Consider the following 14,425-nt stretch of genomic DNA (forward strand, 5'->3'; position numbering starts at 1 on the left):
GTCGGCCGTCAGAAGCCGAAGATCGGGACGAACCGGAACGTGATGTACGCGCCGACCGTCGAGATGAGCGGCACGACGTTTTGCATGAGGATGACGCGGGCCGTCGTCGAGGGATCGAAGAGATCCGACGCCTTCGGGATGTCTTCGGGTTCCTCCTCGCCGATGCCGGGCGACTGTTCGCCCTCCTGCTCGGCGGTGAGGGCGCCGACGGAGACGCGAGTCTCCTCGCCGCGGGCGGCGTCTGACAGCGTCGTCGTCCGGGTGGCCCGTCCCCAGCCTAACCCGACGATGCTCATCGTCGCGATGACGACGAAACTCGCGGGAATGCCGATCGCGGAGAGGCCGACGACGATGGTCGAACTGATGACGGCGACGACGATCGCGGCCGTCAGCGGGAGGTTCGTGATGTCGTTGCCGAGCGTGTCCAGCGTCCGGCGGGCGATGGTGAAGCAGCCGACGGCGACCGCCGCCGAGCCGATCAGAATCAGCGGCACCATGTCGACGTCGCCGGTGCCGTAGATCGGCGCGATCGCGTTGGCGATGTTGCTCGTCCCCGAGGAAAAGCCCATCAGACAGCCGATGCCGACGACGACGAACGCGCCGGTGATCTCCCGTCGATCGCCGTCGCCGCCGAACTGGAGCCGCGGGACGGTGCCGGACCGGTCGACGGATATCATCGGCTCGCCGTCCGTACTCCCCTCGATGGCGACCCACGCGTTGATCCGCGGGTAGAAGTAGCGGCCGACGACGCCGGCCACCCAGAAGCCGATGATCGGGGCGACGATCCACCAGACGACGATCTCGCCTAACACCGACCAGTCGAGTTCCCCGGTCGCCAGGCCGAGCGCGGCGATGGCGCCGACGGCGGTCATCGACGTCGACGCCGGGACGCCGGCGTAGTTGCCGACGAACAGCGCGCCCCCGATGAAGAAGAGGACGGCGACGTTCGACCGCATCGTGAAGATGGCGGTGTCGGTGACGAGTTCCTCGCCGAGCGTCGTGACGACCTGCGGGCCGATGGTGTAGGCCCCGATGAAGAAGAAAATCGACATCAGCCCGGCGGCCATCACCTTCGTAATCACGTCGGCACCGACGGCGGGCCCGAACGCGGGCCCGGTCGTCGAGCCGCCGATGTTGTAGCCGACGAAGATCGCCGTGAGAATCCCGACGATAAGCAGCGGTTCCGCGTTCACGTCCGACGCTTACGCGATCCGGTACTAAAAACGCGCTCATTCGCCGCCGCACCGGGGCCGACCTCACGCCCGGGTCCGCCGTTGCCACCGACGCACGCCGGTGGCGCCTTGCAGCCTCGATCCCAAACGTTTCGACGCGTCGCTTCGTACGGGCAGCTATCATGTTGCCACGCACACCGCCGATTCCGGAACGTAATCGATCGCGGCACGGAGCGGGCCCGTCTCAGCCTCGAGCGGGATCGCGGCCGCGGTCGCAAAGCACGTCGATCGATACGGATTCGACCAGCGAGCAGCCATGAGACCGGCGCGCATCGACGCGCTGATCGACCTCGCGTACGGCGCCCTGATCTTCATCTCGATCGCGCTGATCGCCACGCTGGACCTTCGGATCGGGCTGACGTTCGGGCTGGGCGTGTTCGCCTCGTACATCCTCCACGTCGTCTGGAAGATGGCCCGATTCGATCCCGACTGGATGACGACGTCCGTCAAGGAGACCGTCGAGGAGTCGGTCGAGGAATCGGTCGGGCAGACCGTCGAACAGCAGGTCGAGCAGACGGTCACCGACACCGTCGAGGAAACCGTCAACAGTACCGTTGAGGAGACCGTCAGCAGTACCGTCGAGGAAACCGTCAGCGACACTGTCGAGGAAACCGTCGAACAGACGGTCGGCGACCAACTCGACGAGGTCCAGGCGCAGGTCGAGTCCGTCGACGAGCGCGTCGACCGCCGTCCCCGCGAGGACGAGATCGAGGACCTCCTCGAGGAGTCCACCGAGGGTGAGGAAGTCGAGAACTGAGCCGAGTCGAGAACTGAGCCGAGTCGAGAACTGAGCCGAGTCGAGAACTGAGCCGAGCCGGGTTCCTGCGACCACGCTGCTCACCGGACGACGGTCACTGGAACCGGCGACTGTCGGACCACCTTCTCCGCGACGTTGCCGACGAACAACCGGTCCGCGAGGCTGCCGCTGTGACTGCCGACGACGATCGCATCGTGGTCGCCTGCCCGGTCGAGAATCGCGCGGACCGGATGACCCAGCTCAACGACGGTCTCGAGCGTCGGTTCCCCGTCGGACGCCTCGACGAGGTCTCGCGCGCGGTCGAACACCGCTTCGGCGTGCTCCTCGGCCATCGCCTCGAGGTCGTCGGCCAACGCCAGCCCCGTCGCTTCGCCCCACAGCGGAGACGGTTCGCCGACGACGGTGAGCACCGTGATCTCGGCGTCCGGGTGGGCCGCGAGGGTGTACTCGAGGGCGTGCTCGCTCATTTCGGAGCCGTCCATCGGCACGAGAACGCGGGAGATCATACGTCAGTTCCCACGGCGAGGGGAATAAACGCGGCGGGCTGTTCACTTAGACGAACGGTACGGCGACGAAGAAGGCGTAGGCGAGGATCGTCGACATCGACGGCCCGATGATCCACATCGAGACGTACTTCATGATCGCCCGCGGGTTGAACAGGTCGCCCGCGTTCAGGACTTCGTCGGACTCCGCTTCACCGATCTTGGTCACCGGGGCCTCCGGTTCCGCCTTCAGCGCCCCCATCGACATCTCCGCGTCGACGTCGCCGCGGATCGCATCTCGAGCCGTCACGGGTCGGGTCGCCCGTCCCCAGCCGAGGCCGACGATGGTCATTACCGACCCCATCACGAGGCTGATCGGGATCCCCATCCAGGAGAGGATCGTCGTGATCGTCGAGGCGGTCGTCATGACGACCAGCGCCGCCAGCAGCGGGATGTCGCTGAGTTCGCTGCCGACCGACTCCATCGTCCGACGGGCGATGGTGAAGCCGCCGATGCCGATCGCGATCGTCGCGAGGACGATCGCGTTGTCGGCCCCGAGCGCGCCGCTGCTGACCAGCGGCGCGACGGCGTTGGGGACGTTGCTCGCACCGGCGCTGAAGGCCATGTAACAGCCGATGACGAGGACGAGGATCGTCCCGACGAACTCCTGGGTGGTCGTGTTCGGTCCGTACGCGGGTTTCGGGACCGATCCGCCGCGGTCGAGAACCAGCAGCGGTCCCTCCGAGGACCGAATGTTGAACCGGCGGTTGAGTTCCGGGTAGACGTAGCGCCCGATCGTGGCACCGACCCAGAGGCCGATGATCGGGGTGACGACCCACCACGAGATGATCCAGCCGATCGTGTCGAAGTTGAGCGTGTTCGTCGCGAGCCCCAGTCCGGCGATGGCGCCGACGGTCGTCATCGACGTCGGCACCGGAACGCCGAAGACGTTCGCGATGAGGATGCCGAAGCCGATGAAAAAGAGCACGGCGACGCCCGCGGCGAGCGAGATGTCGATCGCGATGATGTCGCCGGCGAGCGTGTCCATCACGTTCCGACCGACGGTCCAGCCGCCGAGGAAGACGAAGACGGTCATCAATCCGGCGGCGGTGGTCTTCCGGAGGAGTCCGGCTCCGACGGCGGGCCCCCACGCGATCCCGGTCGACGAGCCGCCGATGTTGAAGCCGACGAACAGCGACGCGACGATCCCGACCAACAACACGGTTTCGACCATTGGGAGTGGATATCTGAGGGTTCCTGAAATAAGTACTGGGACAGCCGGATACGACATTCGCATGCGATTGCAGCCGGCGACGGTACCGACCCGGACACTCGCCGTCGGCTCCGGCGTCGTTCGACGAGCCGTCGCCTCGAGGCGACGCTCACGGTTCGGTCGCTCCCGAAGTCGGTGGCTTTAGGCCCGCGCCCGGCCTCCGCTACCGTATGAGCGAGTTTCCGACATTTCAGGTGATTCCCGCCGTCGACGTCCAGGACGGCGAGGTCGTCCAGCTCGTCCAGGGCGAGCGCGGGACCGAGAAGCGCTACGGCGACCCCGTCGACGCCGCCCGCCGGTGGCTCGACGAGGGCGCCGAAGCGCTCCACCTCGTCGATCTGGACGGCGCCTTCGAGGGCCAGCGGGCCAACGCCGACGCCATCGACGACGTCCTCGAGACCGTCGACGTCCCGACGCAACTGGGCGGAGGCATCCGAACCGCCGACGACGCCGTCGACCTGCTCGAGCGCGGCGTCGACCGGGTCATCCTCGGAACGGCGGCCGTCGAGAATCCCGAGATCGTCGCCGAGATCAGCGAGCGCCACCCAGACAGCGTGGTCGTCAGCCTCGACGCCAAGGACGGCGAGGTCGTCGTGGAGGGGTGGACCGAGGGCGCGGGAATCTCCCCGGTCGAAGCGGCGGAGCGGTACGAAGAGCTTGGCGCCGCCGCGATTCTCTTCACCAACGTCGACGTCGAGGGCCAACTCGAGGGCGTCGCCACGGAACCGGTGCGGGAACTGGTCGACGCGACCGCTATCCCGGTCGTCGCCAGCGGCGGCGTGGCCACGCTCGAGGACGTTCGCGACCTGAAGGACGCCGGCGCGGCCGCCGTCGTGGTCGGCAGCGCGCTCTACGAAGGGAAGTTCACGCTCGAGGAGGCGCAGTCTGTCGTCGACGATAGCTGAATTGGCGCGGAACGATCTGTCGACTAGGGGTTGCTGACCCAGTTTTCACTGACGTTCCGAATATTCGAACGTACTGCTCGCTCTGGCATCGAGGGATTCCACGCCTTCCCCAGCCGATTCGTTCGCTCGCGCTCACGGCGCGAGCCGTGAGCCGGGCCCCAGAGGGGCCGGAACGGAGGGAGGAGTGTCCTCGTGAACGGAGTGAACGAGGGCTCGGAAGACGCGAAGCGTCTTCCGGTGCTTTTAATCGAATTTTTGCCGAGGGCGCGGCGACGCCGCGCCCGCGGAGCAAAACTTCGTTCTTAGGATTCCCAGAACGCCGGCGTCAGTAACACGAGCACGGGAATGATCTCGATGCGGCCGATCCACATCATGACGATCATCACGGTGCGCGTGGTGGTCGGGAAGCCGGCGTAGTTGTCCATCGGGCCGGCCATCCCGAAGGCGGGGCCGATGTTCAGAAAGATCGAGGCGGAGGCGCTGAGGGCCTCGAACTCGCTGACGTCGGGGTCGGCGAAGCGGACCGCGTCCACGACGACGAAGACGGTCAGCAGGGCGAAGATGCTGATCGCCAGCATGAGATACGAGAAGATGTCGCTGATCGTCTCCTCGTCGACGACGTCGTCGCCCAGCCGAACGGGGCGGACCGCCTGCGGGTGGATCGTGGTGAAGAAGGAGCGCCGGAACGCCTTGAACGCCACGAGCCAGCGCAGCGTCTTGATCGAGCAGGTCGTCGAGCCGGCCATGCCGCCGATGAACATACACAGGAACAGCAACTGGGTCGCGGCGGCCGACCAGTAGTTGAAGTCCGTCGACGCGTAGCCGGTCGTCGTCAGCATCGAGACCACGTTGAACAGGCCGTGTCGGATCGTCGCCTCGAGGCCCGCTTCGATCGACGGATCGATCCAGAGGATCGCCGCGACGAGCGCGCCGATTCCCGCGAGCAGGCCGATGTAGAACCGGAACTCCTCGGACTCGAGGGGGCGGCGAAACTCCCCCTGGGTGAGCGCGTACAGGAGAACGAAGTTGGTCGCGCCGAGGATCATGAAGGGGATGACGGCCCACTGGACGGCCGGCGCGAACGCGCCGACGCTCTCGCCTTCCGGCGAGAAGCCGGCCGTCGCGACGCTCGTCAGGGCGTGGGAGACGGCGTTGAAGAGAGTCATGTTCGGGGCCGCGCCGAGCAGGTGGAGCGCGTAGAAGGTCGCCGCGGCCAGCGCCGTGAGGCCGACGTACAGCCCCCAGATGAGCCGGGCGGTCTCGCCGATCCGAGGACGAAGTTTCTGGACGCTCTTCGTCTGCGTCTCGGTTTCCATCAGCTGTGCGCCCCCGACCAGCAGGTTCGAGAGGAGGCCGATGGCGACGATCAGGATACCCAGTCCGCCGAGCCACTGGAGGAGCTGCCGCCAGAGGAGGATCGCACGGGACTGGTTCTCGAAGTCCCAGCCGCTCATCACCGTCGCACCGGTGGTCGTGAGCCCGCTCATGCTCTCGAAGGTCGCGTTGACGACGCCGTCGACCGAGAGGGCGAACGCGGATGCCGAAGGCGCGCCGACGCCGACGAGGACGAACGGCACCGTCCCGACGAGGGCGACGGTCAGCCACGTCAGCGAGACCATCAGAAACGCCTCCCGCTGCTCGAGCGTCGGCTCGTCGCGCAGTCCCTCGAGGGCGAGGCCGACGGCGACCGTCGTGACGATCGCCGCGACGAACGGGATCGGATCCTCGCCGTCCAGCAACGCCAGTGCGAGCGGGGCGGCGAGCGGGACGGTGAGCCACTTCAGGACGGTCCCGGTGAGGCTACAACTCGAGCGCCAGTCGACACGAATCTGCATCGCGTGATCACAGGTGCCACAGCGAGGGCATTAGTTCGTCCGATTCGAGACCCAGTGGCGTCCGGTCGAACGCGACCGCCGGTCGCCGGCCTCGGCTGTCGGTATCGTGATCGCGCGTCGGCGTCGTCCCTGCTCGAGTCGGGTCGGCGGGTTACTCGGCCCGAGGGCTCACTGGTTGTGGCCGTGGCCGAGGTAGAGGGCGAAGACGTTGACCGCGAGCAGGGCGATGAACGTGAGAGTGACCTGCGGATCGCCCAGTCCCTGCGTGAGGAGGGGGAGGTGCACGAATGGAAGGGCGATCGCGATCCAGAAGGAGAGGAACTGTGCGGGTGCTTTGACTGAGCGAGCGAGCTGGCGGGCGCGCTGCTCGTGCTGACGGTCCGGTTCAGGGCCTGACGGACCGAGCGATTCGTTCGAGAGCGGGGAGGGGCTGGACATCGATTCGGTTCACCTCTTCGTACAGACGACATTCAGCCTACTCATCATATAATGGGCCGAATCTTGGCGTGGTTTCGCTTCGTTTCACTCCGATAATGGTTCCGAAACGACCATTCGAAACGGGACGAAAAACGTTTAGACATTTTATGGGCGTATCTATGGCGTTTATCGGGCCTGTCCGTCGGCGCGGTCGAAATCGCGGTTGCACGTCCGTCCCGATCGCGACACGCGAGCGAACCCGGTCTAAATACCGCGCGGAGCGGCCCGTCAGTGCGACGCGCGCGAGTCGCTCCCGGCGAGCGGGCGAGCGCAACCCCCTTGTACCGGCGGTCCAATCGGTGTGACATGAGCGAGCGAACGGCGACCGTGACGCGCGAGACGGCCGAGACGTCGATCGAGTGCGCGCTCGAGATCGACGGCGACGGCGAGGTCGACGTCGACACCGGGATCGGTTTCTTCGACCACATGCTGGCGTCGTTCGCCAAACACGGGCTGTTCGACCTGCGCGTCGAGTGCGACGGCGACCTCGAGATCGACGATCACCACACCGTCGAGGACGTGGCGATCGTCCTCGGCGAGGCGTTCGACGAGGCGCTGGGTGACCGGGCCGGCATCGTTCGCTACGCCGACCGAAAGGTCCCCCTCGACGAGGCCGTCGTCGGCGCCGTCGTCGACGTGAGCGGCCGTCCACGCTTTTACTTCGACGGGACGTTCTCGCAGGCCGAGATCGGCGACTTCACGAGCGACATGGCCCGCCACTTCGGCGAGTCGCTGGCGATGAACGCCGGGCTGACCGTCCACCTCGAGGTCGTCGCCGGCGAGAACGCCCACCACGAGGTCGAGGCGCTGTTCAAGGCGCTCGCGCGGACGCTCGACGACGCGACGCGACGCGACGAGCGGCGATCGGGGACGCCGAGCACGAAAGGGACCCTCTGACGCTCCGGTCTACGGGCGGCGCAGTTTGCCCTGCTTCTCCACGAACTCGCCGTTTTCGACCGCGTGATCGACGATCGCGTCGACCTCGTCGGCCTCGAGGTCGTAGGCGCCGGCGGCCAGGTTCTCGACGGCGCTGCGTTTCATGGGGAACTCGCGGTTTCGCAGCAGTCGGAGTACCTTACCGTACCCGTTCGGCGGCCGGGTCGCGTCTCCGCTCCCCGAGTCGTCGTTCGTCTCGTCGGTTGCACTCTCATCGAAGTCGATCGCCTCGTCGTCGGCCTGCGTGGCCGCGGCCGTCTCCGATTCGTCGGATTCGTTTCGTTCGAAGGAGATTCCGTCCTCGAGGACCGAGTCGGACGGTGATTCGTCGTCAGCGCCGTCGGTATCGCTGGCGCTGTCGGTGATGCCGGCGTCGGCGTCCGAGACGGTCGCGTTCGGGCTCGAGGTCCGCGAGCGCTTCCGGGTGGACTCGTCCGCGGACGCGACGACAGCCCCGCTCTCGCCGGCGGTTTCGCCGCCGCCGCTCTCGTCGCCCGAGCGGTCGCCGACGTCGACGCCGGCTCGGGCGAGCAGCGGTTCGAGGAGGGTCTCGAGTCGGTCCTTGCAGTCGTTACAGCAGACGACGCGACGCTGTTCGGCCTCGGTCGGCTCGAGTTCGGGCGGGACGACGGCGAAGGTACCGACGGCGTCGGCCCCACAGAAGTCACAGCTCCGGAGTTCGCGCATGCGTAGACGGTACTGACTGGATCGCCAAAAATCGTCCGTCAGACGCGGATCGCGTCTCGGCCACGATCGGCAGCGATCACCGGACATTATACCTCGCCCCTCGTATATGCGGGAACGAATGTTCGACGAGATCATGGAGAAGTTCGAGGGCTCGCCGAGTCAGCAGGCGGTCATTCGCCTGTTACTGGAGCGGGGGTTCTCGGTCAACGACGACGGCCGCGTCGTCTCGGGCGGGATCGAGATCCCGAACACCGGCATCGCCCGCGAGATCGGCGTCGATCGGCGCGTGGTCGACTCGACGACCGACGTCATTCTCGACGACCCGGAACTGCGTCGCATCTTCCAGAACATCTCGCAGGTGCCGAGCCTGATGGATCTGGCGCCGGTGCTCGATCTGACGGTGCTGTCGGTCGCGGTCCACGACGCCGAACAGGAGGGGATCGTCGCGCAGGTCACGGGCACCCTCGCCGAGAACGGCATCTCGATTCGCCAGACGATCAGCGAGGACCCCGAGTTCACCGACGAGCCGATGCTCTACCTGATCACCGACCAGGACCTGCCGGGCGCGGTGATCACCGAGATCCGCGACCTCGAGTTCGTCCGGAAGATCGAACTCCAGTGAGCGCCGGCGTCAGTCGTCGGTCTCGGGCTCGGCGGCGTCCACCGAGTCCGCGAACTCCTCGAGCACCGACTCGAGTGCGCTCGTGAGTTCCTCGAAGCGCTCCATCGACATGTCGTCCGTCGTCACCCAGACGCCGTGGGGGCCGCGGATCACCCGCGAGAGGTAGCCGTTCTCGAACATCCGGATGGTCGCCTCGTAGTCGCCCAGCTGGGTGTTGCGGTACGCCGACTGGGAGCGAAAGCCCAGCCGCTCGTGATCGGCGAACCCGATCAGATCGGCGGTCTGCTCTAAGTCCGATCGGAGGTAGAGCTGTTCGACATCGTCCGCCGTGAAGTACGTGATGCTCCGCAGTTCGTCGCCGACCGTCGTCCGGCAGAGGCTTCGCAGTTCGTCCGCGAGCGTCGGATCGATGGCATCGCCGTCCATGCCCGGTGTCTCCACACCGGGGACCAAGAGCGTAGGGGGTTTCAGCGGGCTGACTCCATTCGGATTCCGTGACATACCAATATCACTGGAGATCGCTTCCCGAACGGTCCCGAACGATCCCGTTCGACGGACTGCGCGTGCCGGCTTCCCGACGGACCGACGCGCTCTTTTCGCCCGCGCTCGAGTCGTCGAGTATCGTGAGCGGGACCTACCGGACCGTCGCGGCGCCGGCCTCCGCCGAGTTCGTCGTTCAAGGGTCGGAGTTCGTCGGCCACGTTCGCCCCGTCGAGTCCGTCTCGGCCGCCGAGGCGTTCGTCGACGCGGTCGCCGAGGAGTACGCCGACGCGACCCACAACGTGCCGGCCTACCGCGTGCGAACGGGCGGTGGCGACGGTGGGGGCGACGATGGGACTGGCGGTCACTTCCTCCGGGAGTACTCGAGCGACGACGGCGAACCGTCCGGCTCCGCGGGAAAGCCGGCGCTGAACGTCCTCACCCAGCAGGACCTCGAGAACTGCGCGGTCGTCGTCACGCGCTACTACGGCGGGACGAACCTCGGCGTCGGCGGCCTCGTCCGGGCGTACTCGCGCGCGGTGAAAGACGCCGTCGAGGCGGCCGGCATCGTCGAGGAGCGACCCCACGAGCGCGTCTCGGTCACCGTCGACTACGACGATTCGGGGACGGTACGGGGCATCCTCGAGAGCGAGGGCTACGAGTTCGAAGCGGACTACCAAGCCGAGGTTTCCTTCGCCGTTCGGGTGCCCCTTGAGGAGGCCGGCGCGTTTCGGGATCGACTGCGGAGCGCGACGAGCGGCCGGGTCGACCTCGGGTAACTGCATTCCGGCCGCCGTCCTCGAGCGCGGCTCCGCCGGTCGAGTTTCGCACAGCCGTACTCGAGGAACGGCCAGCCAGTGGCGAAATCCTCACGGCGTTGGGAACGGGCTGCCGGGGCCGCCGGAGTCGACGTCTAGCGGGTGCGGCGCCCTGCCGCGGTACCGAGGTATTTGGTCCAGCGGATGCGACGTCGGATATGAACCGGATCGAGGCGGCCGACTACCGCGAAATCGTTCACACCGAGGAACCGCGGATCTCCCCGAACGACGAGCGCGTGGCGTTCGTCCGCCGGACGCCCGCGGACGACGAGTCGTATACGGCGTCGATCTTCGTCGTGCCGGTCGGCGGCGACGAGACGACGCAGTTCACCGCCAGCGACGGCGTCGACAGTCAGCCCCGCTGGAGTCCCGACGGCGACCGACTCGCGTTCGTCAGTACCCGCGGCGACGGCGACCGGCAGCAGGTCTGGCTCGTCCCGACCGACGGCGGCGAAGCGCGCCGACTCACGGCCGTCGTCGGCGGCGTCGACGACCTCGAGTGGAGTCCGGATGGCTCCCGACTGCTGTTCACCCAGCGCGTCACCCCCGCGGACTGCGAGGCGGGTCGGGACCGTGCGGTCGATTCCGACTACGAACACGAGGACCCCGATCCGCGGGTGATCGACCGGATGAGCTACCGCGCCGGAACCGAGTACGCCGACGGTCGGCGGCGCCACGTCTACCTCCTCGAGGTCGATGAAGCGCTCTCTGTGTCGCCGGAAGACGATCCCGCAGGCGATGCGATCACCCGGCTCACCGGCGACGGGCCGGCCGACGCAGCGGTCGACTACGTCTCCCCCACGTGGGGCGACGACGAGACGATCTACTACGCGGCCAAGGCCGCGGCGGCGGGCGAGGAACCCGACGACACGCTGACGTACGATCTGTACGAACACGACGTGGAGAGCGAGGCGCAACGCGCCTCGGACCAGCGAGCGGGGAGCGAAGCGACCCGTGAGAGCGGCGATATCGAGGCGTTCACTCGGACGACGGGCTGGCTCGAGTCCGGCTCGATCGACGCCACCGACGACGGCCGGGTCGCCTTCGAGTGGACGCCCGAGGAGCGGCCCTCGATGCGCCAGACCGAAATTCGGGTCCACGACCGCGAGACGGGCGCGGAACGGACGCCGACGGAGGCGCTCGATCGGACCGTCGGCCACCGCTGTGGGTTCCAGTGGGCGCCCGACGGCGAGACGCTGTACTTCACGACGCCGGACGAGGGCTCGCGAGCGTGCTGGTCGGTCCCGAGCGATGCGAGCGCCGAGCCGACGCGAGTACTCGGCGACGGTGCGACGATTTCGGACTTCGACGTCGGCGAGAACGCCGTCGCCGCCGTCTACAGCGAGTGGGACCACCCCGGCGACGTCTTCGTCACCACGCGGGGGGGCAACGAGGAGCATCGGCTGACGCGGGTCAACGGCGACTACCTCGCCGATCGGCCGGTCCGCCAGCCCGAGGAGGTGTGGTTCGAAAGCGACGGCAAATCAATTCAGGGCTGGCTCCTCACGCCACCGGAGTTCGACGCCGACGCCGCGTCCGACGAGTCGTACCCGCTCGTCGTCGAGATTCACGGCGGTCCCCACGCCCACTGGACGACCGCCGGGACGATGTGGCACGAGTTCCAGACGCTGGCGGCGCGGGGGTACGTCGTCTTCTGGTGCAACCCGCGCGGGTCGACGGGCTACGGCGAGGACCACGCGACGGCCATCGAGCGCGACTGGGGCGCAGTCACCCTGACCGACGTCCTCGCGGGCGTCGAGACGGTCTGCGAGCGCGACTACGTGGACGACGACGAGGTGTTCGTTACCGGCGGCAGCTTCGGCGGGTTCATGACCGCCTGGGCGGTCACCCAGAGCGACCGCTTCGAGGCGGCCGTCTCCCAGCGCGGCGTCTACGACCTCACCGGCTTCTACGGCTCGACGGACGCGTTCAAACTGATCGAGGGCGACTTCGACGCGACGCCGTGGGAGGAACCCGCGTTCTTCTGGGACCAATCGCCCGCGGCACACGTCGCCGACGTCGACACGCCGACGCTCGTGATGCACTCGGATCGGGACTACCGCACGCCCGCGAACACGGCGGAACTGTTCTACCTCGGGCTCAAGAAACACGGCGTCGACACGCGACTGGTCAGGTATCCGCGGGAGGGCCACGAACTCTCCCGCTCGGGCGAACCCGCCCACGTCGTCGACCGCCTCGAGCGCATCGCCCGCTGGTTCGACGGCTACTCGGCCCATCGCGAGGCACCGCCGGCGCTCGAGCGCGACCCCGACGGGGGGCTCTCGAGCGCCGGCGGCGAGACGAACGGCGGTGAGAGACGCGACGGCGACGACGCTCGAGCGGAGTAATCCTCGCAACGGGGGACAGTTTCGACTCGGTCTCGACCGGAAACGAAGGGGTTCGGTCGGCTGCAGGGATCACTCCTACGGGCGTCCCGCCCGTCCGATCGCGCATGGATAGAAACGTCGGCGGATTCGACCGCACGCTGCGCGTCGTCCTCGGAATAGTGCTGTTGCTCGTCGGCTACCGGAACCGGGATCGGACGGCCGGCACGCTCGCCTTCGTCGCCGGCAGCGACATCGTCGCGACGGCGGTCATCCAGCGCTGTCCGGTCAACGCCCTCTTCGGAATCGACACGTGCGCCGCTGAGTGAGGGTCCCTTCGACTCGAGCGAAAAGGGGCCTCCTCGAGACGAGAGCGAACCCGTCCGCTCGACTCGAGCGGGAACGCGAACTGACTGCGACTGCGGCTGCGACTCGAAACGAGGGCGGTCGCGCTACTCGTCGGCGTCGTAGGGAACGGCGTCGTCGCTGGCCGGCGGCGCGCCGATGGCGACCACTTCGACCGCGCTTTCTGCGTCGTCGGGGTTGTACGCGCGGTGAGCCGACTCGGGTTGCGCGGCGAACATATCGCCCGCCGGAACCTCGAACTCGCCCTCGGGCGTCTCGACGTGCAGGGTCCCCGAGAGCACGACGAACGCCTCCTCCTGTTGCTCGTGGTAGTGGTAGGCCAGCGGCAGTTGCTCGCCGGGTTCGGCGCGAAACCGGTTGATCGCGACGTTCTCGAGGCCGGCCGCGTCGCTCAGTCGGCGCAGGTCGCAGGGGCGGTCCTCGACTGCCTCGAGTTCGTCGGGATCGACGACGGTGTACTCCATAGGAGTCGATTGCCGTTCGGCCACAAAAAGTCGACGGCAGCGGTACGGTGGCGCGGTCAGGTCGTGCGGAACGCCCGGTCGCCGGCGTCGCCCAGTCCGGGGACGATGAAGCCGTCCTCGTCGAGGCGGTCGTCGATCGAGACCGTCAGCAGGTCGGCCTCGGGGCACGCCTCGCCGACCCGGAGCAGCCCCTCGGGGGCCGAGACCGCCGAGAGGACGATCAGGTTCTCCGGCTCCGGCGAGTTCTCGACGACGTGCTCGAGGACGGTACACATCGTGCTCCCGGTCGCGAGCATCGGGTCCGCGACGATCACGGTGTCCTCCTCGGTGATCTCGGGGAGTTTCACGTAGTCGACGGTGATGGGGAACGAGCCGTCGTCCTCCCGGCCGGCCTCCTCGTTGCGACTCGCGCTGATGACGCCCTGTCGCGCACGCGGGAAGGCCTTCAGCAGTCCCTCGACGAACGGCGTCGCCGCGCGCAGGACGTTGATGATCACGACGTCGTCGAGGCCGCGCACCCGCTCGCCCATCGTGGTCTCCAGCGGCGTCTCGATCTCGACGTACTCGGTCTCCATCCGGCCGTCGATGATCTCGTAGCCGCAGATCCGACCCAGCTTGACCAGTCCCTTCCGAAAGCTGACCTGCTCGGTTTCGACGTCGCGGATCCGGCTCAGCGTGTCCTTCGCCAGTGCGTGGGTGACGAGATGGGCGTTGTCCCGGTCTTCGATCGTCATACCCGTACTGGCTGTCCCGGATAGTTCACGTTA

The 14,425-nt window shown here is 67.4% G+C and carries 16 protein-coding genes; 7 read left to right on the forward strand and 9 right to left on the reverse strand.

Features of this window, described 5'->3' with window-relative positions; all coding sequences use genetic code 11:
• Positions 1-8 precede the first annotated feature (8 nt).
• Positions 9-1,193, reverse strand: a complete 1,185-nt coding sequence (locus tag J0X25_RS25885; protein WP_207290423.1) for an inorganic phosphate transporter — start codon at positions 1,191-1,193, stop codon at positions 9-11.
• Between the two features lie 295 nt (positions 1,194-1,488).
• Between J0X25_RS25885 and J0X25_RS25890 the strand changes: the two genes are divergently transcribed.
• Positions 1,489-1,989: a hypothetical protein gene (locus J0X25_RS25890; RefSeq protein WP_207290424.1), complete on the forward strand. Its 501-nt coding sequence runs from the start codon at positions 1,489-1,491 to the stop codon at positions 1,987-1,989.
• 80 nt (positions 1,990-2,069) lie between these two features.
• Here J0X25_RS25890 and J0X25_RS25895 read toward each other — a convergent pair whose 3' ends face one another.
• Both J0X25_RS25895 and J0X25_RS25900 read right to left on the reverse strand, forming a co-directional pair.
• Positions 2,070-2,495: a universal stress protein gene (locus tag J0X25_RS25895; RefSeq protein ID WP_207290425.1), complete on the reverse strand. Its 426-nt coding sequence runs from the start codon at positions 2,493-2,495 to the stop codon at positions 2,070-2,072.
• 46 nt (positions 2,496-2,541) lie between these two features.
• Positions 2,542-3,705: an inorganic phosphate transporter gene (locus J0X25_RS25900; RefSeq protein WP_207290426.1), complete on the reverse strand. Its 1,164-nt coding sequence runs from the start codon at positions 3,703-3,705 to the stop codon at positions 2,542-2,544.
• A 209-nt stretch (positions 3,706-3,914) separates the two neighbouring features.
• On the opposite strand from J0X25_RS25900, the gene hisA reads away from it, so the two are divergent.
• Positions 3,915-4,649 carry a 1-(5-phosphoribosyl)-5-[(5-phosphoribosylamino)methylideneamino]imidazole-4-carboxamide isomerase gene (gene hisA, locus J0X25_RS25905; RefSeq protein ID WP_207290427.1) on the forward strand — a complete coding sequence of 245 codons (735 nt, stop codon included), beginning with the start codon at positions 3,915-3,917 and terminating at the stop codon, positions 4,647-4,649.
• 302 nt (positions 4,650-4,951) lie between these two features.
• Here hisA and J0X25_RS25910 read toward each other — a convergent pair whose 3' ends face one another.
• Both J0X25_RS25910 and J0X25_RS25915 read right to left on the reverse strand, forming a co-directional pair.
• Positions 4,952-6,484 (reverse strand): TrkH family potassium uptake protein, encoded by a 1,533-nt coding sequence (locus J0X25_RS25910; RefSeq protein ID WP_207290428.1) that lies wholly within the window; start codon positions 6,482-6,484, stop codon positions 4,952-4,954.
• Positions 6,485-6,652: 168 nt separating this feature from the next.
• Positions 6,653-6,922, reverse strand: a complete 270-nt coding sequence (locus J0X25_RS25915; RefSeq protein ID WP_207290429.1) for a DUF8028 family protein — start codon at positions 6,920-6,922, stop codon at positions 6,653-6,655.
• A 345-nt stretch (positions 6,923-7,267) separates the two neighbouring features.
• Between J0X25_RS25915 and hisB the strand changes: the two genes are divergently transcribed.
• Positions 7,268-7,858 carry an imidazoleglycerol-phosphate dehydratase HisB gene (gene hisB, locus J0X25_RS25920; protein WP_207290430.1) on the forward strand — a complete coding sequence of 197 codons (591 nt, stop codon included), beginning with the start codon at positions 7,268-7,270 and terminating at the stop codon, positions 7,856-7,858.
• A 9-nt stretch (positions 7,859-7,867) separates the two neighbouring features.
• Here the strand turns inward: hisB and J0X25_RS25925 are convergent, their stop codons facing one another.
• On the reverse strand, positions 7,868-8,584 hold the full coding sequence (locus J0X25_RS25925; RefSeq protein ID WP_207290431.1) for a hypothetical protein: 717 nt from the start codon (positions 8,582-8,584) through the stop codon (positions 7,868-7,870).
• A gap of 118 nt (positions 8,585-8,702) precedes the next feature.
• Between J0X25_RS25925 and trpY the strand changes: the two genes are divergently transcribed.
• A complete protein-coding gene (gene trpY, locus J0X25_RS25930) occupies positions 8,703-9,206 on the forward strand; it encodes a TrpY family transcription regulator (RefSeq protein WP_207290432.1) in 504 nt (167 codons plus the stop codon).
• A 9-nt stretch (positions 9,207-9,215) separates the two neighbouring features.
• Here trpY and J0X25_RS25935 read toward each other — a convergent pair whose 3' ends face one another.
• Complete coding sequence (locus J0X25_RS25935) at positions 9,216-9,632, reverse strand: DUF7522 family protein (protein WP_207290433.1); 417 nt, start codon at positions 9,630-9,632, stop codon at positions 9,216-9,218.
• A 197-nt stretch (positions 9,633-9,829) separates the two neighbouring features.
• Here J0X25_RS25935 and J0X25_RS25940 point away from each other — a divergent pair, with 197 nt between their 5' ends.
• From J0X25_RS25940 to J0X25_RS25950, 3 genes are all read left to right on the forward strand, one after another.
• Positions 9,830-10,465 carry an IMPACT family protein gene (locus J0X25_RS25940; RefSeq protein WP_207290434.1) on the forward strand — a complete coding sequence of 212 codons (636 nt, stop codon included), beginning with the start codon at positions 9,830-9,832 and terminating at the stop codon, positions 10,463-10,465.
• A gap of 197 nt (positions 10,466-10,662) precedes the next feature.
• Positions 10,663-12,852, forward strand: coding sequence for a S9 family peptidase (locus J0X25_RS25945; RefSeq protein WP_207290435.1), 2,190 nt, complete (start codon positions 10,663-10,665; stop codon positions 12,850-12,852).
• Between the two features lie 104 nt (positions 12,853-12,956).
• Entirely contained in the window at positions 12,957-13,157 is a 201-nt protein-coding gene (locus J0X25_RS25950) for a YgaP family membrane protein (RefSeq protein WP_207290436.1), read from the forward strand.
• A 123-nt stretch (positions 13,158-13,280) separates the two neighbouring features.
• On the opposite strand, the gene J0X25_RS25955 is transcribed toward J0X25_RS25950, so the two are convergent.
• The gene (locus J0X25_RS25955; protein ID WP_207290437.1) at positions 13,281-13,658 is read right to left on the reverse strand and encodes a cupin domain-containing protein; all 378 of its coding nucleotides are present in this window, start codon (positions 13,656-13,658) and stop codon (positions 13,281-13,283) included.
• Between the two features lie 56 nt (positions 13,659-13,714).
• Positions 13,715-14,392 carry a uracil phosphoribosyltransferase gene (gene upp / locus J0X25_RS25960; protein WP_207290438.1) on the reverse strand — a complete coding sequence of 226 codons (678 nt, stop codon included), beginning with the start codon at positions 14,390-14,392 and terminating at the stop codon, positions 13,715-13,717.
• Positions 14,393-14,425: the final 33 nt, after the last annotated feature.

It is taken from the genome of Haloterrigena alkaliphila, from assembly GCF_017352155.2.
Lineage (GTDB): Archaea > Halobacteriota > Halobacteria > Halobacteriales > Natrialbaceae > Haloterrigena > Haloterrigena alkaliphila.